Source organism: Shimia fortis (assembly GCF_040225985.1).
In the GTDB taxonomy this organism is placed as follows: Bacteria; Pseudomonadota; Alphaproteobacteria; order Rhodobacterales; family Rhodobacteraceae; genus Shimia.
Genome location: NZ_JBBPEU010000002.1, coordinates 488903 through 509684, shown reverse-complemented (window position 1 = coordinate 509684; position 20782 = coordinate 488903). Strand labels below are relative to the sequence as shown.

Here is a 20782-nt window from a genome sequence, read left to right as displayed (position 1 = left end):
GGAAAGCATGTCGGAACGTATCGAGAAATTCGGGTTGCAGGTCGACCCTGCGTTGGTTGCATTCATCGAGGACCAGGCGCTGCCGGGCACCGGTGTGAGTGTCGAGACCTACTGGCAGGGCCTGAGCCTTCTGGCGCACGAGTTGGGGCCGGAAAACCGCCGTCTTCTTGCCGTGCGTGAAGAGATGCAACAAAAGCTGGACGCATGGCACAGCGCCCGCAAGGGCCAGGCCCATGATTCAGCCGCCTATCGCGCCTATCTGCAAGAGATCGGCTATCTTCTGCCCGAGGGCGGGGATTTCGAGATCGAAACCGCCAATGTCGATCCCGAGATCGCGATGGTGCCGGGGCCCCAGTTGGTTGTACCGATCACCAATGCCCGCTTTGCCCTGAATGCGGCCAATGCCCGCTGGGGGTCACTGTATGACGCGCTTTATGGGACCGATGCCATGGGAGACCTGCCCACCGGCGGCGGATACGATGCCGCCCGTGGGGCCCGCGTGATTGCCTGGGGCCGCGATTTTCTGGATCGCAGCGTGCCGCTGGCGAACGGCTCATGGGCCGATATTTCGGGGCTGGCCGTGGAAAATGGCGCTTTGGTGCCCGCTCTGAAAGACCCTGCCCAGTTTGCCGGCCATGTCGGGGCGGCCGGCACGCCGTCGCGTGTTCTGCTGAAAAACAACGGCTTACATGTCATTCTCGAGATTGACCCGAACGGCAACATTGGCGCGACGGACGCGGCGGGGATCAACGATATCACGCTTGAATCCGCACTCTCGACCATCATGGATTGCGAGGACTCGGTTGCCTGTGTCGATGCCGAGGACAAAGTTCTGGCTTATGGCAATTGGCTGGGTCTGATGAAGGGCGATCTTGCCGAAGAGGTCAGCAAGGGTGGCAAAACCTTTACCCGTGTCCTGAACGAAGACGTGGCCTATACCGACGCAAGCGGCGCGGCTGCCACTCTGAAAGGGCGCTCGATGCTACTCGTGCGCAATGTCGGCCACCTGATGACCAACCCCGCCGCGCTGGACCGCGAGGGGCAAGAGATCGGCGAGGGTCTGATGGATGCGCTGACCACCGTGATGATCGCGATGCACGACCTGCAACGCGACAGCGGCAATTCGGTGCATGGCTCGGTCTATGTGGTGAAACCCAAGATGCATGGCCCCGAGGAAGTGGCCTTTACCGACCGGATTTTCGACACGGTCGAAGACATCCTTGGTCTGCCGCGTCACACCGTCAAGATCGGCATTATGGACGAGGAACGCCGCACCAGTGTCAACCTCAAGGAATGTATCCGTGCTGCGAAACACCGCGTCGCCTTTATCAATACCGGCTTCCTTGACCGCACCGGCGACGAGATCCACAGCTCGATGGAGGCGGGTGCCTTCCTGCGCAAGGGCGAGATGAAAACGACGCCATGGATCCTGTCCTACGAGGATCGCAACGTCGATATCGGGCTGGCCTGCGGATTGCAGGGCAAGGCCCAGATCGGCAAGGGCATGTGGGCCATGCCCGACCTGATGGGCGCGATGCTGGAGCAGAAGATCGGCCATCCGAAATCGGGCGCGAACTGTGCCTGGGTGCCGTCGCCGACCGCGGCGACCCTGCATGCCACGCATTATCATGCCGTCGACGTTCTGGCCCGCCAGAACGAGATCAAATCCGGCGGTGCGCGTGGCACGCTGGACGATCTGCTGACCATTCCGGTAATGAGCGGCGAGAACCTGTCAGAGGACGATATCCAGCAGGAAATCGAAAACAATGCGCAAGGCATTCTGGGTTATGTGGTGCGCTGGGTCGATCAGGGTGTGGGGTGTTCCAAGGTGCCGGACATTCATGACGTGGCCCTGATGGAAGACCGCGCCACGTGCCGCATTTCCTCGCAGGCGCTGGCCAACTGGCTGCATCACGGGGTGGTCAGCGAAGCGCAGGTCATGAGCGCAATGCAAAAGATGGCCGCCGTGGTCGACCGGCAGAACGCGGACGATCCGGCCTATCGCCCGATGGCGCCCGGTTTTGACGGGATCGCCTTTCAGGCGGCCTGTGATCTGGTGTTCAACGGGCGGATCCAGCCTTCGGGTTATACCGAACCCGTGCTGCATGCGCGGCGTCTGGAACTGAAGGCGTCATTGTGATCTGCCAGGGTGGGGCACTGAAGGGGCTGGTTGCCCCTTCAGGCTTCCCCGCGAGTATTTTGGAAAAGAAGAAAGGCTGGGTATGACGATTTCTCTGAGAAAAGCGCGCACGATCATTCGCAAGTCCCTTGAAAAGGGCCGCGAGATGGAACTCAAACCGCTGTCTGTCGTGGTGCTGGATGCGGGCGGCCACGTGCAGGCGTTCGAACGTGAAGACGGCGCGGCACCGGGGCGGTTTGCGATTGCACATGGCAAAGCCTACGGCGCGGTGATGCTGGGCATGGCGGGCAAGGCGCAGATGGCGCGTGCCGAACAGCAGGCCTATTTCATGGCGGCAGTGAATGGCGTTTACGGTGGTCAGGTGATCCCGGTGCCGGGCGGTGTGTTGCTGCGCGACAAGAAGGGCGCGGTGATCGGCGCGGTCGGGGTGACGGGGGACACGTCGGACAATGACGCCATTGCCGCGCTGGCCGGGATCGAGGCGGCAGGGCTGATCGGCGAATCCTGATCGTCCGTCCAGAATCAAAAGAAGCCCCGCACGGGTGAGCGCGCGGGGCTTCTGTATTGGATAAGCGGGTCTTTACGACTCGGGCAGCAGCACCTTGTCGATTACGTGGATCACGCCGTTCGAGGCGGTGATGTCCACGGCAGTGACCTTGGCGTCGTTCAGCATGACCTTGTCGCCTTTGACGGTGACGTCCACATCAGCGCCGTTCACGGTTTCGGCCATGTCGATGGTGACCACATCAGACGACATCACCTTGCCCGGCACCACGTGATACGTCAGCACGGCGATCAGTTGATCTTTGTTTTCCGGTTTGAGCAAGTTCTCCACGGTGCCCTCGGGCAGGGCGGCAAAGGCTGCGTCGGTCGGGGCAAACACGGTGAACGGGCCTTCGCCCTGCAGGGTCTCGACCAGGCCAGCGGCGGTCAGCGCGGCGGCGAGGGTTTCGAAGTTGCCAGCCGACACTGCGGTGTCAACGATGTTGGCCGAGCCCGCATAGGCGGTCGAAGCTGCGGTCAGGCCAAAGGCAAGGGCGAGCGGTTTCAGGAAAGTCGATTTCATGGGTCGTATCCTTTTGCTTGTCTGGGCGGCGCTGGCTGCGCGGCGTGGTGAACAAACTAGGGCGGGGATGGCCAACTCAACGCACATTGCTGTGAGTAACTTGTGTGTTGTCATTGCGAAAATCCGCCCCATATCGTCCTCCTGCTGTCCGTTTCCGCCCTCTCGGGTACAGGACAGGAGCTTGGGGTGTTTCCAATGGCGGCTTGGCGGTTTATCTAGAAGGAAACCAGAAGAGGAACGCGCATGGCCCGCCCTGTTGTTGGAATTATCGGCAACTCGTATCTGCTGAATGATCAGTATCCTGCCCATGCGGGCGGCACGATGAACTCCGAGGCGATCTCGGGCGTGTCAGGCTGTATGCCGCTGCTGGTGCCCGCAGATCCGCGGTTTCTTTCGGTCGAGGAACTCTTGACCCACTGTGACGGGTTTCTTCTGACCGGTGGGCGCCCGAACGTGCATCCCGAGCATTATGGTGAAGATGCCACCGACGCGCATGGCGATTTTGACCGGGCGCGCGATGCGATCACCCTGCCACTTGTGCGGGCCTGCGTGGAAAGCGGCCAGCCCTTTCTGGGGATCTGCCGCGGCTTTCAGGAAGTGAACGTTGCGATGGGGGGATCGCTCTATCCCGAAATCCGGGATCTGCCGGGGCGTGAAAACCACAGGATGCCGCCCGATGGCACGTTGGAAGAGAAGTTCGCCCTGCGCCATGTGGTTACTTTTGAAGAGGGCGGCGTTTTCCATGATCTTATGGGGTCGCAAAAGGTGATGACCAACACGCTGCATGGGCAGGGGATCAAGGCCGCCGGTGCGCGGGTGGTGATCGACGGGCATGCGCCCGATGGGACGCCCGAGGCGCTTTATATCAAGGATGCGCCGGGCTTTACCCTGTCGGTGCAGTGGCACCCCGAATGGGACGCGGCAAATGATCCGGTCTCACGCCCCCTGTTCAAGGCCTTTGGCGCGGCTGTACGGGCCTGGGCGGACGGGCGTCGGGCACTGCCAGTGCGCAAATCCGCCTGACACCCTGCGTGGCTCAGGCGCACATCGCCTGACGGGGAGAGATGTTGGCATTGATCGGCGCTTGGCGCAGCAACGCGACTTCGTGCTTGCGCAGGCAGCGGCGCGCCGTGTCGCCATAGGCGGCAAGATTGCCGCGCAGCTCGGGGAAGGCGCGGAACATCGCCTCGCGCGCCAAGGGCGACAGGGCCGAGACGCCCAGATCGCCTGCATGAAAGCTCTCGGTGGCGGCGCCTTCGGCATAAACAACCTGATGGCGGTCGAACATCATGTGGATATAGGTCACGCGTGCGCAGGGCATCCGGCGCACGAGATGTCCGTCCTCGAGATGGGTGGCCGCTGCAAAGACCTCGCGGTCATCGAACAGCAGTTCATTGTACCAGTCATCCATAACAAAACGGTGTTGAGGGGACACCAACAGGTCCTTGCGGGCCCCGGTCAGGACCTCTTTCGAGACCAGCACCGGCGCGAAGGTATCGGTCCCGTCGACCTCGCTTGATCCGATCCAGCGGATCGGTTGCAACCCGTCATCCTTGGTCAGGACAAGATCTCCTGCGCGCAAGGTTTCGATCGGGCGTTCGCCATTTTGGGTCAGGATCATCGTGCCGGGGGTAAAACAGGGTGGCAACAGGGTGTTTCCGTCTTCGTCAAAGACGTCTTCGATTTCGGTGAAATTGACCACCGTGCCGTCGAACAGCTGAAACGTGCCGCTGAAGCCGCCGTTATCGTCGTCAGTGTTGGTGAACACGAGCGTGGACGGGTCACCCACATCTTCCAGAAATAGGACATCGCCATCGGTTTCGTCACCTTCGCCACCAACGATATTGATCGTCCCGGTGTCAATTTCGCCAAGGTCTACCATGATAAAGACGTCGTCGCCGTCGCCGCCTTCGGCGGAATCGCCTTGGGCAACACGGAACGTGTCATTGCCGGCGCCGCCCACAAGGCTGTCGGCATCTTCGCCGCCATCAAGTGTGTCGTTGCCGTCGCTGCCGAACAGAGTATCCAGACCCTGTTGCCCATAAAGCAGGTCATCGCCGTCTTCGCCGTCGATGAAATCGTCGCCGCCCTGCACAAAACGCGCATCGAAATGCACGTTCGACACCCAGATCCCCTGCGTGCCACCAAGATCGTTGGCATAGTCGATTTCGATCCGTACCACCGGGCCGGCAATCGAGATCAGGGCCGAGCCGCCCGCGTCAGAAGCATCTTCGGCCACGTCACCGGCGGTGATCGTGTTCCCTGTGACCGAGTCGTTGGCCCCCGGAGTGATGTCGACGGCCACGGCGTTGCCATCTGCGTCGAAGGCATTGACCGTGACCACGTCGCGGTGGTTGCCGGACCCCCAGTCGATATCCGAAATACGGAAGGTGACATTTTCGACCGCATCCCCGGCATCGCTGTCGGTTGTCGCCGCAAACTCGATCGTGGTGCGGGACGTGTCGGCATCGCCATCGCCGAACAACAACAACGATGAGCTGTCGGAAAACGGATCAGCGGCGGTGCGGTGGATCGTGTCGGTCGTTTCAACCGTATATTCGGGACTGTTGTTGCCTAACGAGGTGAAGGAGACGGTGACGTCCATTTCACCCGTATTCTGGGTGAAGCCGCCCGTTAGATCGCCGCCGTCCGGCCCTTCCGCGCTCCAATCCAGAAACTCCGAGGTAGTGGCTTCCTGCCTGTCACCATAAAGTTCGTCGTTCCCGGTGCCGCCCAGAAGGCTGTCGTTGCCCTGATCTCCATAGACCAGATCATCGCCCAGCCCCGACAGCACGGTGTCGTCACCGGGTTCGGCAAGAACTGTATCATTGTTCCCATCCGGACCGCCGCCAAAGCCGTCGTCAATCGCATCGCCCTGGTTGTCGATATAGTTTTCGTCGATCAGTTCATCCTGGCCTGTGCCTCGGATGATTCCGTCGCGTGACGTGAAAGACGGTGCCCCCGTGACCGTGGCCGAGGTCAGCGTCGTGACCGCACCATAGTCCGGCACGAAATAGACCGCGCCATCGGTCGACAGGTAATACACCCCCGGTTCGGCTTCATTGGTGTAGGTGGTGCCGCGATAGGTGCCGCTCCATTCCCAAGTGCCATTGCCCAGCACTGTATCGGTCGTGAAAAAGGTATATCCGCCGCTGATCGCGTCGCTGTTGTCGAGCACGAAATCGCCCAGACTGACCAGATATCCCCTTGGCATCGCCGTTTCCCGTGTACGTCGGACACGTTCATGCAAACGGTCCGAAAGTGAAGGCGGACTCCCGCCGGATCAGCACAATGTGCAGGGCAGGTGGGGCTGTTTCAGGGTCGGATTGTGATCAATTGGGGATAAATTGCGGCGATTGTTTCGGGTTTGGGATCAGCGCCTTCAGCGGCAGTTTTGGTGAGTGTCCGGGTTAATATTTTATTAAAATCAGGGGCATAAAGAGTCTTGTACGATCCAAGTCGCGCTGCGCCGCGACGGCATGGCGTGATCCAATTGTGGCAAAGCTGGCACCTTATGGCGCCTAAATGCGGGTTTTGTTCCTGTTTTCGGAACAATGCGGCCCGCGTCCCCAGTTTCAGGAAGCAGCGTATCATCTGCCCCCTGAAACCAGGTGTGAATTCGGGTGGCCTTACATTTCCCCGCCGGAAATCTGGATGGTCTGCCCGTTCATGCTGCCCGAATTGGGGGCGCAGAGGAACATCGCGGCTTCAGCGACCTCTTCCGAAGTGATCAGGCGGCCATGTGGGTTGACGCCGACCATCATCTTGCGGGCTTCCGCCTCGCTCACGCCGGCGCGTTTCGAAATGCTGTCGACGTTGCGGGCGATAATGTCGGTGTCGACATAGGCGGGGCACAGCGAATTGAAGGTAAAGGGCGTGCCCGCATAATCGGCGGACAGCGCCTTGATCATGCCGTTCAATGCATGTTTCGACGCTGAATAACACGGCGCGCCTTTCAAACCCCGAAGCCCCGCAATCGAGGACACCCCGATTACGCGGCCCCAATCGGTCTTGACCATGCTGCGCAGGGATTCCCGGATGGTCAGGAAGGCCCCGTCGACATTGATACCCATCATGTGGCGCCATTCCTCGAGCGAGGATTTGTGCAACGCCCGCCCCTCGGCGACGCCCGCATTGGCGACGCAGATCTGGACCGGCCCCCGTGCCGCGACTGCAGCAGCGGTGCCGTCAACCACCGACGCTTCGTCGCTCACGTCCATTTGCAGCGCGTGCAACCCATTCCCGGCCACGCTTTCCAAAACCTCGGCGCGGCGTCCCGTGATGGTGACCTCGGCACCCGCGTCGGCCAATGCGCGCGCAATGGCCAGACCGATTCCGGTGCCACCACCGGTCACAAGTGCATGTTTTCCTTTAAGGTGCATGGTATCCTCCCTGTTTGGATACCACCCTACATACCGACGGGTATGTTTCAAGGTGCGCCGTTCCGTCACTTTATTACCCATTCACAATTGCGAATTTGTTGATTATTGCTTTTCCCAACACCTGTGAGGAGGACCTTTGATGACTCGATTTGCAACACTCGCGGCCGCTGCATTTCTCGCCGCAACCGGCATTGCACAAGCCAGTGAAGATATCGCGGACCAGTATCCGCAATCCGAACTTTACTCCAAACCGGTCGAGGTGATCCCGCATGTCTGGTCTGCGATCGGCGCCACCGCGCCGCCGACCTATGAAAACTCGGGCCACAATAACAACCTGTCCTTCATCGTCACCGACGAAGGTGTTGTCGTCATTAATGGCGGGGCGTCGGCCCGGCTGGCCAAGGCGCTGCATGACGAGATCAAGACTGTCACCGATCAACCCGTCGTGCTGGTGATCAACGAGAACGGGCAGGGGCATGCCATGCTCGGCAACTCCTATTGGGTCGATCAGGGGGTGGATATCCTGGCCCATGTCGATGCCATCGCCGCTTTTACCGAAGATGCGGATTTCATTTTCCAGGGGATGCAGCGCTATAACCGCGACAAGGCTGAGGGCACCCGTGTCGTGACCCCGAACCTGTCGTTTGAGGACGAATACAAGCTCACCCTCGGCGGCGTGGACATTCACGTGATGTATATGGGTCCCTCGCATGACCCGGGCGACGCACAGGTCTGGCTGCCGCAATGGGACATGCTGATTGCCGGGGACATCGCCTTTCACGAACGTATGCTGCCGATTTTCGAAGGCATCTGCACAAGCTGCTGGATCGAAACGTGGGAAGAAAAGATGGAACCCCTCAACCCGACCTATGTGATCCCGGGTCACGGGCATCCGACCAACCTCGCGCAGGTGCGCCGCTATACGGTGGACTACCTCAGAGACCTGCGAGAAAAGATCGGCGCGCATATCGACGAAGGCGGTGATCTGGCCGGGGCTTACTATGTCGATCAGGAACGCTGGCGCAATCTTGACACTTTTGAAGAGCTGGCCACCAAGAACGCGGGCCGCGTTTTTGAAGAGATGGAATGGGAATAACGTCGAAACACCGTTCCTGATTGTGGGATAGGGTAGACACTCTGTCCCTTTTTCCCCTCGTGGCAAAATGCGACGTTGCAGGATTTGAAAACGTCGCTAAAGGAGATTGCATGAAACGTCTCGTGCCTGTTCTGTTGGCTGCCTGTCTTGCGTCCCCCGTGGTCGCAGAGGAAGACGCCGTGGCAGATGCCATTGTCGGCTACATGGATTTTGCCACCGAGGCCGAGGGCATCATCCTGCCGCAACAGCTGACTGAAGACGTGTTCAACGATGTTTTCTTCGTGGACGTACGCAGCCCCGATAGCCATGCGACGGCCACCATCAAGGGCGCGGTCAATATCGACTGGCGCGAGGTGCCGGGGCGCCTTGCCGAGCTTCCCGAGGCCGGCATGGTGGTGCTGTTCTGTGACACCGGTGTGCGGTCCTCGCAGGCGGCCTTTGCGGCCCGCGTGATGGGGCGGACCAACGTTTTGGTGATGCAGTCCGGTTTTCAGGGTTGGCTGGTGGACGGGGCGTATCGACCGGAATGAAGAACGTGATTGATCTCCCCCCTGTATGGCTTGTCGCCGCGCTTGTAATTGCGCGGTTGCAGGTCACGTATTATCCGATGGGGCTGTCCTTTGGTCCTGTCTGGGCCGATCTGCTGGGGGGGCTTCTGGTCGGTGGTGGTCTCGTTCTGATGGCGCTGGCTGTCTACGAGATGCGCCGGATGAAAACCACCATCATGCCGCATCAGGAGGCCGACCATCTGGTGACCACCGGCATTTACACCCGCAGCCGGAACCCGATCTATGTCGGGGACGTGATGGTGCTGGCGGGGTTGATCCTGTTCTGGGATGCGGTGCTGGCTTTGCCGCTGGTGCCGATCTTTGTCTGGATCCTGGAAAAACGCTTTATCATTCCCGAGGAAAACCGGCTGCGGATCAAGTTTCGTGCCGATTTTGCTCGCTATTGCCAGAAAACACGGCGGTGGGTGTGATGACGTTGCGGCGTAGAACTACGGACGTTCTGTCCTTTTGCTTGTGCAGCATTAAGGACGGCGTTAAAACTTTTCGCAAGTGCAGCATGGCTTGCGTGAAATAATATTGCTCTTAGAACTAGGGGGATAGGAAAGGTGAAAATCGGAACGCCAAAAGAGGTGTTTGACGGCGAGAACCGGGTCGCGATGACTCCGGACTCGGCCAAACAACTTCAGAAACTGGGCTACGAATGTGCAATCGAGGCCGGCGCAGGCGCCAAGGCCGGGTTTGCAGACGCGGATTACGAAGCCGCCGGTGTCGAGGTCGTCAAGACCGCCGCTGCGCTGTGGAAAACCGCGGATATCATTGCCAAGGTGCGTCAGCCCAATGACGCGGAACTGAAGCGGCTTGCCAAAGGCAAGACCCTGATTTCGTTCTTCAATCCTGCAGGCAACGACGCCGGGATGGAGACTGCCAAGGCCAAGGGCGCGAACGTGATCGCCATGGAAATGGTGCCGCGTATTTCCCGTGCTCAGAAGATGGACGCGCTGTCTTCGATGGCAAACATCGCGGGTTATCGTGCCGTGATCGAGGCAGGCAACAACTTTGGCCGCTTCTTCACCGGTCAGATCACCGCGGCAGGTAAAGTACCCCCGGCGAAAGTTCTGGTTGTAGGTGCCGGTGTGGCCGGTCTGGCTGCGATCGGGACATCGACCTCGCTGGGTGCGATCACCTATGCGTTCGACGTGCGTCCCGAGGTGGCCGAACAGGTCGAATCGATGGGCGCCGAGTTCGTGTACCTCGATTTCGAAGAAGAACAGCAGGATGGTGCGGCGACCGGCGGTTATGCCTCGGTGCAGTCGGAAGAGTTCCGCAATGCACAGCTGGCCAAGTTCCGCGAACTGGCACCGGAAGTGGACATCGTGATCACCACTGCGCTGATCCCGAACCGTGAAGCGCCCGAGCTTTGGACCAAGGACATGGTCGAAGCGATGAAACCGGGCTCGGTCATCGTGGACCTCGCAGCCGAAAAGGGCGGCAACTGTAAGCTGACCGTGGCCGACGAGAAGATCGTGACCGAAAACGGCGTGACCATTATCGGTTATACAGACTTCCCGAGCCGCATGGCGGCACAGTCGTCGTCGCTCTATGCCACCAACATCCGTCACATGATGACCGACCTGACCCCTGAAAAGGACGGTCAGATCAATCACGACATGGAAGACGACGTCATCCGTGGCGCAACCGTGACGTTTGAAGGCGAGATCACCTTCCCGCCGCCGCCGCCGAAAGTGCAGGCCATCGCGGCGCAGAAGAAACCCGAGGTCAAGGAACTGACCCCGGAAGAGAAGAAGGCCCAAGAGGCCGCAGCGTTCAAGGCGCAGACCAAACAGCAGGTCACCCTGCTGGCCGTGGGCGGCGCGTTGTTGCTGGGGGTCGGGCTTGTCGCGCCTGCCAGCTTCATGCAGCACTTCATCGTGTTCGTTCTGGCGGTCTTTGTCGGCTTCCAGGTCATCTGGAACGTGTCGCACTCGCTGCACACCCCGCTGATGGCCGTGACCAACGCGATCTCGTCGATCATCATTCTGGGCGCGCTGATGCAGATCGGCTCGGGGTCGTTCCTTGTGATCCTCCTGGCCGCGCTTTCGGTCTTCATGGCTGGGATCAACATCTTTGGCGGCTTCCTCGTGACGCGGCGCATGCTCGCCATGTTCCAGAAATCTTAAGGAGTTAGGGGATTATGGAATACGGATTTACCACTGCCGCTTACGTTGTTGCGGCTGTCCTCTTCATCCTGTCGCTCGGCGGTCTGTCGGGTCAGGAAAGCGCGAAACGCGCTGTTTGGTATGGCATCGTCGGCATGGCGATTGCGGTTTTTGCAACCCTGATTGGCCCTGGTGCCGGTCTGTGGTGGCTGTCGATCCCGCTGATCCTTGCGGGTGGCGTAATCGGCTATCAGCTGGCTTCCAAGGTCGAAATGACCCAGATGCCGGAACTGGTTGCAGGGATGCACGCGCTGGTCGGTCTGGCGGCTGTGTTCGTAGGCTTCAATGCGCATTTCGAAATCGGCAACGCGGCAGCTGCCGTGGCGGCCGGTAGCGACGCCGTTAAGGAACTGGGCTCGTTTGGTCAACTGATTGCCAAGAAATCGGCGGTCGAGATCAATATCCTGTTGGTGGAACTGAGCTTGGGCGTTTGGATCGGGGCCGTGACCTTCACCGGGTCGGTCATCGCCTATGGCAAACTGTCGGGCAAAGTGACCTCGGCTGCGGAAAAGCTGCCGGGCGGTCACATGCTGAATGCCGGTGCGGCGGGCATCTCGCTGCTTTGCCTGATCTGGTACCTGAACACCGGTGGCTTCCTGCCGCTGCTGATCCTGACCATCGCTGCGCTGTTCATCGGCTATCACCTGATCATGGGCATCGGCGGCGCCGACATGCCGGTGGTTGTGTCGATGCTGAACTCGTATTCGGGTTGGGCCGCGGCCGCGATCGGCTTCTCGCTGGGCAACGATCTGCTGATCGTGGTTGGTGCGCTTGTGGGTTCGTCGGGTGCGATCCTGTCCTACATCATGTGTAAGGCGATGAACCGGTCGTTCATCAGTGTGATCCTGGGCGGCTTTGGCGGCACCACCGGTCCTGCCATGGAAGTTGAAGGCGAACAGATCGCCATCGACGCCGAGGGGGTGGCGACTGCGCTGGACGAAGCAGACAGCGTTATCATCATCCCGGGTTACGGTATGGCGGTTGCGCAGGCACAGCAGAACGTGGCCGAACTGACCCGCCGCCTGCGGGCCAAGGGCAAGAACGTGCGCTTTGCGATCCACCCCGTTGCGGGGCGTCTGCCGGGCCACATGAACGTGCTTCTGGCCGAAGCCAAGGTACCCTATGACATCGTGATGGAGATGGACGAGATCAATGACGACTTCCCGGAGACGGACGTCGCCATCGTGATCGGCTCGAACGACATCGTGAACCCGGCCGCACAGGAAGACCCCAACAGCCCCATCGCCGGAATGCCGGTTCTGGAGTGCTGGAAAGCCAAGCAGGTCTTCGTGTCGAAGCGTGGTCAGGGCACCGGGTATTCGGGCATCGAGAACCCGCTGTTCTTCAAGGACAACACGCGCATGTTCTATGGCGATGCGAAGCAATCGCTGGATACCCTGCTGACCATGGTTGACTGATCGTCGGTCAGAGCTGAAAAAACGAAAAGCCCCGCGTATCTGCGGGGCTTTTTGGATTCCGGTACACTGCCCTGTCGGCTGCTCCAGATCAGACAAACGTAAAGTCGGTGATGTCGAGCCTGTCGATCCCATGCAGCCGTGCAAGATGCTGCACGTCGACAACTCCGTTGGCAAAGGCGCCCGCGTCGGCATAGCTGACATGGAACAGGTTGCCCCTGTAAAAGGCAAAAGCCGCATCGGTTTCAGACGTCAGGCCCAGATCGGCCACGGAATTTGTGTTTTGCAGCGCCCCCAGGTAATCCAGCGCGAAGACCAGTGTGTCGCTGCCCCTTTGGAAGTCCATGATCAGGTCGCGGTCCAGGGTGATGTAGCTGGTCAGCGCGAGGTTTTCCGCGCCCTGCTGGGTCGTGTTTTCCGCGCGGGGGACAAAGACGAAACTGTCCGCACCATCCCCGCCGCGCAGCGTATCGGCCCCGGCCCCGCCTGCAAGGGTGTCATCGCCGTCATGCCCCGCCAACCTGTTCCCGAGCCGGTCGCCCGTCAAGCTGTCGTCAAAGGCTGATCCCGTGACGTTCTCGATCCAGCTGAGCGTGTCGCCTTCGGCGTGACCGCCACTGTTGCCACCGATCTGCATGTTGATCGTGACGCCCGCGTCCGATGTGATGTAAAGCGCGGTATCGTTGCCGTCGCCGCCGTGCAGGAAGTCACGTCCGGCCCCGCCGATCAGGGTGTCGTTGCCGTTGCCGGTGTCGATGAAATCATCCCCGTCCAGCCCGTGCACGCGATTGTCCTCGGACCCAAGAACAAAGCTGTCCGCGACATTTGTGCCGACAAAGTACTCGACCGAGGTAAAGCGATCGCCCTCGGCCACGCCGCTGGCGGTGCCGCTGCGCGTGTCGACGATGGCGCCAAAACGAAAAATGGTGGCCGAGCGATAGGTGACAAGGTCGATACCATTGCCCCCGTCCATGCTGTCGGCGCCCTGACCGCCGATAAAGGTATCATTGCCATCGCCCCCGACCAGCGTGTCATCCCCGTCTGCCCCGCTCAGGAAATTTGCCAGACCGTCGCCGCTCAGATGGTCGTCAAACTGCGACCCGCGCAGGTTCTCGAACTCTGAAATCACGTCCCCTGCGGCGTGACCGCCGGATGTGGCACCGGTGCCAAGATGCACTGTCACCGCGGCATCAGAAGTGGCATAGGTCAGCCAGTCGATGCCGACGCCCCCCGTCAGGGTGTCGGCCCCTTCGGCCCCGAACATCCGATTGTCGCCGGAGTCTCCGGTCAGGCGGTCATCGTGCTGCGAGCCACGCAGGTTCTCGAAATTGAGAAAGACATCGCCCTCGGCATCGCCGCCCGATGCCTGTCCGGTGGCAAGGTTGATGGTAACTCCGGCATTCGAGGCGTAATAGCTCAGCCAGTCGGGGCCAAGGCCGCCATCAAGGCTGTCCCTACCGCCACCACCGTCCAGCTTGTCGCGTCCATCCCGGCCCTGCAATGTGTCGTCACCCGCGCCGCCGATCAATTGGTTCTCGGCATTGTCGCCTAAAAGCATGTCATCAAAGTCACTGCCTCTGACCCGCTCGATCGAGATGACGCTGTCGCCTTCGGCGCTGCCCCCAAACAGACTGTTGTCCCGCAGGTCGATCTGCACGGGCGCGGTCGAAAAGGCGTAGCGGATCAGGTCGATCCCGTCACCTCCATCCAGAAGATCCTCCCCCATGCCACCTTGCAAAGTGTCATTGCCCGCCAGTCCTTCAATCGTGTCTGCGCGGTCTGTTCCTAAAATCCGGTCATCCGCGGATGACCCTGTAATGCGTGGCATGAGCACGCTCCTGTCTGAAATGCCAAACTCAATATGTCCGCTATTAGCATGAATTTGCCTGAAAAGGGAGAAAGTGGTGTTCCCATGTTCGTGATGTATACCGTTGTATTCACGTAACTTGCTGAAAAATAACATTTTCTTTACATACAAGCGGAAATGCGTACTCTGCGGGGAATGCAGGAGACCGCCCATGCCCCCGATCAGTGACCATCCGCTGCGCTATCAGCTGACCAATGAACTTCACGCGCGCCCTTTCCCGTCGCTCGAGGCGCCTTGCACGGCGGTGTTTCTTGCAGTGAAACAACCGGCAAATGCCGTCGCGCGGGATCGTGCGCAGGATCTGGCGCATCTGTGCGACCTTCTTGATCGGCATGGGGTCGCCCATCCCCAACCGGGCGCGACCCATTATTCGGGGCAGATCGGGCGGCACAGCCTGAAATGGGAACAGCACACCGAATTCGTGACCTATACTGTTTTCACGCCGGGGCTGAGCGCGCGCCCCTTTGATCCGGCCGAGTTCGAGGTTTTCCCCGAGGACTGGCTCGCGGCGTTGCCGGGGGTGCGTGTGACCTCGGCCCTGATCCGGATCGAGCCGCGCCCGGATGCGGCGCAACTGACCAGCAACCTGCGCGACTGGTTCGTCCCCGAAAGCCTGGCCGTGTCCGAGGTGTTGGATGGCTCGGCGGTGATCGGCACGGATTTCCGCATCAACCCGGCGGGTCATATGCGCATGGCGGCCTTTGTTACGCCGGGCACGGGCGCGCGCCGGATCGGGCGCATTGTCCAGCGCATGTGCGAGATCGAGACCTACAAGGCGATGTCCATGCTGGGCCTGAGCCGGGTCAAGGCCATGTCCGGCCCGCTGGGCGATCTGGAACGCGACCTGACCTCGCTGATGGGGCAGATCAGCCGCGGCGACGCGCCGCCCGAGGTGACGCTGGACCGCCTTTTGCAGATATCGGCCGAGTTGGAGAACATGATCGCGGAAACCGCGTTTCGTTTTGGGGCGACAGGGGCTTACGAGGCGATTGTGCACCAGCGCATCGAGGTCATGCGGGAAGAGCGGTTTGACGGGCGACAGACATTTTCCGAGTTCATGATGCGCCGCTATGATCCGGCGATGCGCACCGTAACCTCGACCCAGACCCGCCTGCGGGACCTGTCGCAAAGGGCCACCCGCGCGGGCGAGTTGTTGCGCACCAAGGTGGATGTGGCGCGCTCGGCCCAGAACCAGGCGTTGCTGGAAAGCATGGACCGCCGCGCCGATCTGGCGCTGCGGTTGCAGGAAACGGTCGAGGGGCTGTCGGTAGTCGCGATCAGCTATTACGCGGTGTCGCTGGTGGCCTATGCCGGATACCCGCTTGCCAAGGCGGCGGGCCTTGGCAAGGGCGAGTTGACGGCGTTGGTCACTCTGCCGGTTGTAGCGCTTGTGTGGTGGATGGTGCGGCGGATCCGGTCGCGGATGCATTAAGCAGGCGTTTGGTAGCCAGCGCCCCGCCTGCAATGGCGGCTACGGCCAGAATGGCCGAGATAGACAGGGTCGGCAGACCCGACAGGCCCGCACCCACGGTGCAGCCTCCGGCCAGCACGCCGCCAAATCCCATCAGGGCGGCCCCGGCAAGGTAACGGCCTGTCTGGGCCGGGCTTTCAAAGCTCTGCCAGCGGAAGCTGCGGAACAGAAGCGACGCCACCAGGCTGCCCGCCAGAACACCGCCGATCAGACCCACGCCGAAATTCGCGGTGACAGCGGTCGAGGCGGCAGTGAAGAACAGGGTGTCTGCGGCAGGCGCGGTGAAGGCGAGGCTTTCAAATGCCACCGGATCAAAGTCGTCATACAGCACGAAACCCGTGCCCACCCATGCCAGCGGCACCAGCGCACCGATCACGGCTGCGCCGAGCAGGCGGGCAGGGCGGTTGCCCGAGCGCAGCGCAAATACAAGTGCTGCCATCACGATCAAAGCGGTCCAAATGAGGGCCGACCCCGGCAAAGCGCCTTGGTCGAGCGATACCGTAAAGCCACCCAAAGCCCCCCGCAGCGGCGCCAGAACACCTTTCATCGCGGCATGGGCCACAAGGGCAAACACCACCATGACCAGCAGGGCGCGTAGATTTCCAGTGCCGCTGAGCACGGTCAGGCGCGAAGCACAGCCGCGTGTCAGCACCATTCCTGCGCCGAACAATGCGCCGCCGGTCAGGATCGCCAGAACCGGCAGGTCACTGGCCATGAAGCGATGGTCGTCAAACGAAATCAGCCCGGCCAGCACCGCACCCTGTGTTCCAAGCACGGCCACGGCCAGCGCCGTCAGCCACACGCCTGCGGCTGCACGCCGGTCTTCGCCCACGATGGCGCGGCGGAAACAAAACTGAGTACGTTCCGCGAAAAAGCCGAACACCACGCCAATGGCGAGCGCGAAGAACACCGTCACTTGCGGGGCGGTCAGATTTTCAAAGCCGAGCGTTTCAAACATGGGATTGTCCGGTTCAGAGGAATTTTTTCCCAAATGAATACAAATTCGGATTCTTTCAAGTGTGTGAAGCCAAGCCAGAAAGGGTTGGTGCAGAACGCTTGTTCCGGTTTGACGACAGAACGCGGTCGTTCATCCCAAACCCGACCCTTTCGCCGGAAAAGGTCGGCCCGGTTGCGTGCCCGCCTGCATGATTGTTCCTTTTTTCAGAAGAAGGGCCCGCGCAGGCAGGCCCTCTTTGCAGGTCGTTATCGGAGAGGCTAGTACGAGATCCCCACTGCCGCGCGCAGGTAGCGGGTGTCTTGCAACTGGCGCGCCAGAAATCCGGCCACATCCGCGCGGGGGATCTTAAGGCGCAGCTTACGCTCCTGCGAGGCAAAGCCTTCGCGGAAGGGGCCGCCCACGGGCGCGTCGGTAAAGGCGCTGGGGCGGACAAGGGTCCAGTCCAGCCCGCTGGCCCGCACGATTTGTTCCTGCAGCTCGTGGTCCTTGAACACGGGGCGCAGCAGCAGGCCGAACATGATGCGCTTCCAGAAAAAGTTTAGGTTGCCCCAGCTTTCATGTGCGCCCAACGTGGACTGGCAGATCAAACGGCGCACGCCGTGATCCTGCATGGCGCGGATGATGTTCATGGTCCCTTGCGATCGGATCCGGCTTTTTCGGGACGCCCCCGCGCCGAGCGCCACGACCACTGCATCCTGCCCGCGAATGGCCCGCGAGACATCCTCGAACTGAAGGGCGTCGCCCGCGTGCAAGTGCAGGCCGTCTTGGTCTTGGGGCAGCTTTTCGGGGTTGCGGGCAAAGGCGGTGACCTCGTGGCCCTGGTCCAGAAGGGTTTGAACGGTGATGCGCCCCACAGACCCGGTGGCGCCGAATATGATGACTTTCATGGCTGGTCTCCTATTGGCTGACTTGACATTGTGTAAAGTTGACATGATGTCAAATAGGTGTAGATTGACATCATGTCAAGTGAAGCTCTTTCGACCCGCACCCGAATTCTGAAATCCGCCTGGGACCTGCTCGAGTCCGGCGCGGGTAAAACCCGCATGTCCGATATCGCCAAGGCGGCCGGGATCAGCCGACAGGCGGTCTATCTGCATTTCCCCAATCGCGCCGAGCTGCTGATCGCGACCACGCGGTACATTGATGAGGTCAAGGATGTGGACGCGCGCCTTGCTGCCAGCCGGTCCGCGCCCTCGGGCGAGGCGCGGCTGGAGGCATTCATCGCAGCATGGGGCAATTATATTCCTGAGATTTATGGCGTGGCTTGCGCACTTATGGCGCTGGAGGACAGCGACCCCGAGGCGCGCCTGGCTTGGGACGGGCGCATGACGGCTGTGCGCGAGGGCTGCGCCGCGGCGGTGACGGCGTTGCAACGGGATGGGATGCTGCAAGAGGGGTTGTCCCCCGAAGAGGCCACCGATCTTTTGTGGGTGCAGCTATCCGTGCCGGTTTGGGAACAGCTGGTCAAAACATGTGGCTGGTCTCAGGCGCGTTATATCGAGCTCACAACGCAAACCGCCCGCCGGGCATTGTTGCCGGGCGGGCGGTAAGATGACGGCAGGGTAGGGGCCTTAGCGGCCGCGAATACGCGGGTCCAGCGCGTCGCGCAGGCCGTCGCCGAGGTAGTTCACACTCAGCACGGTCAGCGAAATCGCCATACCGGGCAGCACCACACGCTCAGGATACTGGTCCATACGCGGCACCGCGTCCGCCAGCATCTTGCCCCAGGTGGGGAAGTCCGGCGGGAAGCCGACGCCAAGGAAGGACAGCGCGCTTTCAGTGATGATCGCTGTGGCAAGACCCAGCGTTGCCGACACCATGATCGGAGAGATCACGTTGGGCAGCAGGTGGCGGCGGATGATCGAGCCGGGCGTGGTGCCGATGGATCGGGCGGCGAGGATGAATTCACGTTCCTTGAGCGCCAGAACCTCGGACCGCACGATCCGCGCGGTCTGCATCCAGCTTGTCACGCCGACGACCCCCACGATCAGGATAAACATCCCCGTTTCCGGCCCGAAACTGGACCGTAGCTGTTCGCGGAACAGGGTCACCGCCACCAAGAGCAGCGGCAGGATCGGCAGCGATAGCACCAGATCAGTGAACCGCATCAGCGGACCGTCCAGCTTGCGGAAATAACCGGCAAGTACGCCGATGGTGGTGCCGATGGACAGGGCGATGATCATCGCGACCCAGCCTACCGCCATCGAGGTGCGTCCGCCCACGATCATGTTGGCCAGAGCGTCGCGCCCCAGATTGTCGGTGCCCAGCGGGTGTGCCCACTGGACCTTGGCGTCGCTGTCCCAGATCACGGTATAGATCGGGCGAAGGTCCTTGTTGCGGATATCCAGCTTCTGCGGGTCGATCGTCCAGAGGTATTCGCCGAACAGCACGCCCAGCGTAATCAGCAACAGGAAGGTGCCGCCCATCAGGGCGCCTTTGTGTTTGCGGAACTGGTCCCAGACATCGCGCCACTGGCTGTGCGGGGGATCCTGCGGAACCGTATCTTGCAGGGCTTCGATCTTTTGCACGGGCTCAGTCATAGCGAATCCTCGGATCCAGAACGCCGTAAAGGACATCGGCGATCAGGTTGAAGGTCACGATCAGCACGGCGATCATGAAGGTCAGGGTCTGCACACTGGGCAGGTCATTGGCGAACAGGGCGTTCAGCAACTGGTCACCGATGCCGTTTACCTTGAACACCACCTCGGTGATGATCGCACCGCCAAAAATGCCGGGAATGCCAAGAGCAATCGCTGTCACCACGGGGATCATCGAATTGCGCAGCACGTGCACCATGACCACCATCTTTTCCGGCAAGCCCTTGGCGCGGGCGGTGCGGACGTAATCCTGATTGAGGTTATCCAGCATCGAGGCGCGCATGAAGCGGCTGATCTGGGCGGTGGTTTGCAGGGCCAGCACCATCACCGGCATGATCATCTGGCGCAGCTGCACCATGAAGCTGTCCCAGTCGTTGACCACATGTGTGGTGTCATAGACCGACGGGAACCAACCCAGTTGCACCGCGAAGATCATGATCAGCAGGGGGCCAGTGAAAAACGGCGGGATCGAAAAACCGATCATGGTCACGAAAGTACCGGCCTGATCAAAGATCGAATACTGGCGATAGGCCGAATAGATACCGATGGGCAGGGCGATCAAAACACCCACCACATAGGACATGCCCACCACCCACAGGGTTTGCGGCAGACGCTGGGCCACCATGTCCATCACCGGCGAGCGGGTCTGCCAGCTGAGGATGCGTTGTTTCCCCTCGGCAAAAGTTGTGCCGAAGATGTTGTCGATCATCACCTGCGGTTCGACCCAGAAGAACTGGACCAGCCATTTCCAATAACGGATGTGCAGGGGCTCACCCAGCCCCAGCGCCTCGCGCATTTTCTCTTTCACTTCCGGCGGCACGGTCAGCGGCACTTGGGCCATCGGGTCTCCGGGGGCCAGTTCCAGAAGCAGGAAAATCACAAGGCTGATGAACAAAAGCGTCGGGATCGCGAGGATCAGCCGTCGTATCGTAAATGTCAGCATGGAGAACGCCCTTGTTGATCAGTCTTTTTGATGAGGCGGGAAGGGGCCGCAATTTGCAAGCGGCGGCGTGCTTATAGCGGAAGGCGCCCCGATGCAATGCACGGGGGCGCCTCCTTTTGCGT

18 protein-coding genes are annotated in these 20782 nt (G+C 60.7%); 10 read left to right on the top strand and 8 right to left on the bottom strand.

What is annotated here, in order from left to right; all coding sequences use genetic code 11:
* Window positions 1-7 precede the first annotated feature (7 nt).
* Complete coding sequence (locus WNE31_RS05775; RefSeq protein WP_349978749.1) at window positions 8-2140, top strand: malate synthase G; 2133 nt, start codon at window positions 8-10, stop codon at window positions 2138-2140.
* 82 nt (window positions 2141-2222) lie between these two features.
* Window positions 2223-2648 carry a GlcG/HbpS family heme-binding protein gene (locus tag WNE31_RS05770; protein WP_349978748.1) on the top strand — a complete coding sequence of 142 codons (426 nt, stop codon included), beginning with the start codon at window positions 2223-2225 and terminating at the stop codon, window positions 2646-2648.
* A gap of 72 nt (window positions 2649-2720) precedes the next feature.
* Here the strand turns inward: WNE31_RS05770 and WNE31_RS05765 are convergent, their stop codons facing one another.
* The gene (locus tag WNE31_RS05765) at window positions 2721-3206 is read right to left on the bottom strand and encodes a fasciclin domain-containing protein (RefSeq protein WP_349978747.1); all 486 of its coding nucleotides are present in this window, start codon (window positions 3204-3206) and stop codon (window positions 2721-2723) included.
* 243 nt (window positions 3207-3449) lie between these two features.
* Here WNE31_RS05765 and WNE31_RS05760 point away from each other — a divergent pair, with 243 nt between their 5' ends.
* Window positions 3450-4229, top strand: coding sequence for a gamma-glutamyl-gamma-aminobutyrate hydrolase family protein (locus WNE31_RS05760; protein ID WP_349978746.1), 780 nt, complete (start codon window positions 3450-3452; stop codon window positions 4227-4229).
* Window positions 4230-4242: 13 nt separating this feature from the next.
* Here the strand turns inward: WNE31_RS05760 and WNE31_RS05755 are convergent, their stop codons facing one another.
* The gene (locus tag WNE31_RS05755; RefSeq protein WP_349978745.1) at window positions 4243-6420 is read right to left on the bottom strand and encodes a Hint domain-containing protein; all 2178 of its coding nucleotides are present in this window, start codon (window positions 6418-6420) and stop codon (window positions 4243-4245) included.
* A 415-nt stretch (window positions 6421-6835) separates the two neighbouring features.
* Complete coding sequence (locus tag WNE31_RS05750) at window positions 6836-7588, bottom strand: SDR family NAD(P)-dependent oxidoreductase (protein WP_349978744.1); 753 nt, start codon at window positions 7586-7588, stop codon at window positions 6836-6838.
* Between the two features lie 139 nt (window positions 7589-7727).
* Between WNE31_RS05750 and WNE31_RS05745 the strand changes: the two genes are divergently transcribed.
* The 5 genes from WNE31_RS05745 (at window position 7728) to WNE31_RS05725 (ending at window position 12827) form a co-directional block, all read left to right on the top strand.
* Window positions 7728-8684 carry an MBL fold metallo-hydrolase gene (locus WNE31_RS05745; RefSeq protein ID WP_349978743.1) on the top strand — a complete coding sequence of 319 codons (957 nt, stop codon included), beginning with the start codon at window positions 7728-7730 and terminating at the stop codon, window positions 8682-8684.
* Between the two features lie 110 nt (window positions 8685-8794).
* Entirely contained in the window at window positions 8795-9214 is a 420-nt protein-coding gene (locus WNE31_RS05740; protein WP_349978742.1) for a rhodanese-like domain-containing protein, read from the top strand.
* Entirely contained in the window at window positions 9211-9663 is a 453-nt protein-coding gene (locus WNE31_RS05735) for a methyltransferase family protein (protein ID WP_349978741.1), read from the top strand. Before WNE31_RS05740 ends, WNE31_RS05735 begins: the two co-directional genes overlap by 4 nt.
* A gap of 135 nt (window positions 9664-9798) precedes the next feature.
* A complete protein-coding gene (locus WNE31_RS05730) occupies window positions 9799-11370 on the top strand; it encodes a Re/Si-specific NAD(P)(+) transhydrogenase subunit alpha (protein ID WP_349978740.1) in 1572 nt (523 codons plus the stop codon).
* A gap of 14 nt (window positions 11371-11384) precedes the next feature.
* Window positions 11385-12827 (top strand): NAD(P)(+) transhydrogenase (Re/Si-specific) subunit beta, encoded by a 1443-nt coding sequence (locus WNE31_RS05725; RefSeq protein WP_349978739.1) that lies wholly within the window; start codon window positions 11385-11387, stop codon window positions 12825-12827.
* Window positions 12828-12915: 88 nt separating this feature from the next.
* Here the strand turns inward: WNE31_RS05725 and WNE31_RS05720 are convergent, their stop codons facing one another.
* Complete coding sequence (locus tag WNE31_RS05720) at window positions 12916-14652, bottom strand: calcium-binding protein (RefSeq protein WP_349978738.1); 1737 nt, start codon at window positions 14650-14652, stop codon at window positions 12916-12918.
* Window positions 14653-14842: 190 nt separating this feature from the next.
* Between WNE31_RS05720 and WNE31_RS05715 the strand changes: the two genes are divergently transcribed.
* A complete protein-coding gene (locus tag WNE31_RS05715) occupies window positions 14843-16123 on the top strand; it encodes a DUF3422 family protein (protein WP_349978737.1) in 1281 nt (426 codons plus the stop codon).
* Here WNE31_RS05715 and WNE31_RS05710 read toward each other — a convergent pair.
* Both WNE31_RS05710 and WNE31_RS05705 read right to left on the bottom strand, forming a co-directional pair.
* Window positions 16059-17120, bottom strand: a complete 1062-nt coding sequence (locus WNE31_RS05710) for a YeeE/YedE family protein (RefSeq protein WP_349978736.1) — start codon at window positions 17118-17120, stop codon at window positions 16059-16061. The genes WNE31_RS05715 and WNE31_RS05710 overlap by 65 nt on opposite strands.
* A gap of 257 nt (window positions 17121-17377) precedes the next feature.
* Entirely contained in the window at window positions 17378-18007 is a 630-nt protein-coding gene (locus WNE31_RS05705; protein ID WP_349978735.1) for an NAD(P)-dependent oxidoreductase, read from the bottom strand.
* A 72-nt stretch (window positions 18008-18079) separates the two neighbouring features.
* On the opposite strand from WNE31_RS05705, the gene WNE31_RS05700 reads away from it, so the two are divergent.
* A complete protein-coding gene (locus tag WNE31_RS05700) occupies window positions 18080-18670 on the top strand; it encodes a TetR/AcrR family transcriptional regulator (RefSeq protein WP_349978734.1) in 591 nt (196 codons plus the stop codon).
* A 21-nt stretch (window positions 18671-18691) separates the two neighbouring features.
* Here WNE31_RS05700 and WNE31_RS05695 read toward each other — a convergent pair whose 3' ends face one another.
* On the bottom strand, window positions 18692-19660 hold the full coding sequence (locus WNE31_RS05695) for an ABC transporter permease (protein WP_349978733.1): 969 nt from the start codon (window positions 19658-19660) through the stop codon (window positions 18692-18694).
* Window positions 19653-20660, bottom strand: a complete 1008-nt coding sequence (locus WNE31_RS05690) for an ABC transporter permease (RefSeq protein ID WP_349978732.1) — start codon at window positions 20658-20660, stop codon at window positions 19653-19655. The genes WNE31_RS05695 and WNE31_RS05690 overlap by 8 nt, the downstream gene beginning before the upstream one ends.
* Window positions 20661-20782: the final 122 nt, after the last annotated feature.

Bases quoted from the DNA above. Each gene is read 5' to 3' on its own strand.
- WNE31_RS05775 (WP_349978749.1), top strand. From the start codon at position 8: ATGTCGGAACGTATCGAGAAATTCGGGTTGCAGGTCGACCCTGCGTTG.
- WNE31_RS05770 (WP_349978748.1), top strand. From the start codon at position 2,223: ATGACGATTTCTCTGAGAAAAGCGCGCACGATCATTCGCAAGTCCCTT.
- WNE31_RS05765 (WP_349978747.1), bottom strand. From the start codon at position 3,206: ATGAAATCGACTTTCCTGAAACCGCTCGCCCTTGCCTTTGGCCTGACC.
- WNE31_RS05760 (WP_349978746.1), top strand. From the start codon at position 3,450: ATGGCCCGCCCTGTTGTTGGAATTATCGGCAACTCGTATCTGCTGAAT.
- WNE31_RS05755 (WP_349978745.1), bottom strand. From the start codon at position 6,420: ATGCCAAGGGGATATCTGGTCAGTCTGGGCGATTTCGTGCTCGACAAC.
- WNE31_RS05750 (WP_349978744.1), bottom strand. From the start codon at position 7,588: ATGCACCTTAAAGGAAAACATGCACTTGTGACCGGTGGTGGCACCGGA.
- WNE31_RS05745 (WP_349978743.1), top strand. From the start codon at position 7,728: ATGACTCGATTTGCAACACTCGCGGCCGCTGCATTTCTCGCCGCAACC.
- WNE31_RS05740 (WP_349978742.1), top strand. From the start codon at position 8,795: ATGAAACGTCTCGTGCCTGTTCTGTTGGCTGCCTGTCTTGCGTCCCCC.
- WNE31_RS05735 (WP_349978741.1), top strand. From the start codon at position 9,211: ATGAAGAACGTGATTGATCTCCCCCCTGTATGGCTTGTCGCCGCGCTT.
- WNE31_RS05725 (WP_349978739.1), top strand. From the start codon at position 11,385: ATGGAATACGGATTTACCACTGCCGCTTACGTTGTTGCGGCTGTCCTC.
- WNE31_RS05720 (WP_349978738.1), bottom strand. From the start codon at position 14,652: ATGCCACGCATTACAGGGTCATCCGCGGATGACCGGATTTTAGGAACA.
- WNE31_RS05715 (WP_349978737.1), top strand. From the start codon at position 14,843: ATGCCCCCGATCAGTGACCATCCGCTGCGCTATCAGCTGACCAATGAA.
- WNE31_RS05710 (WP_349978736.1), bottom strand. From the start codon at position 17,120: ATGTTTGAAACGCTCGGCTTTGAAAATCTGACCGCCCCGCAAGTGACG.
- WNE31_RS05705 (WP_349978735.1), bottom strand. From the start codon at position 18,007: ATGAAAGTCATCATATTCGGCGCCACCGGGTCTGTGGGGCGCATCACC.
- WNE31_RS05700 (WP_349978734.1), top strand. From the start codon at position 18,080: ATGTCAAGTGAAGCTCTTTCGACCCGCACCCGAATTCTGAAATCCGCC.
- WNE31_RS05695 (WP_349978733.1), bottom strand. From the start codon at position 19,660: ATGACTGAGCCCGTGCAAAAGATCGAAGCCCTGCAAGATACGGTTCCG.
- WNE31_RS05690 (WP_349978732.1), bottom strand. From the start codon at position 20,660: ATGCTGACATTTACGATACGACGGCTGATCCTCGCGATCCCGACGCTT.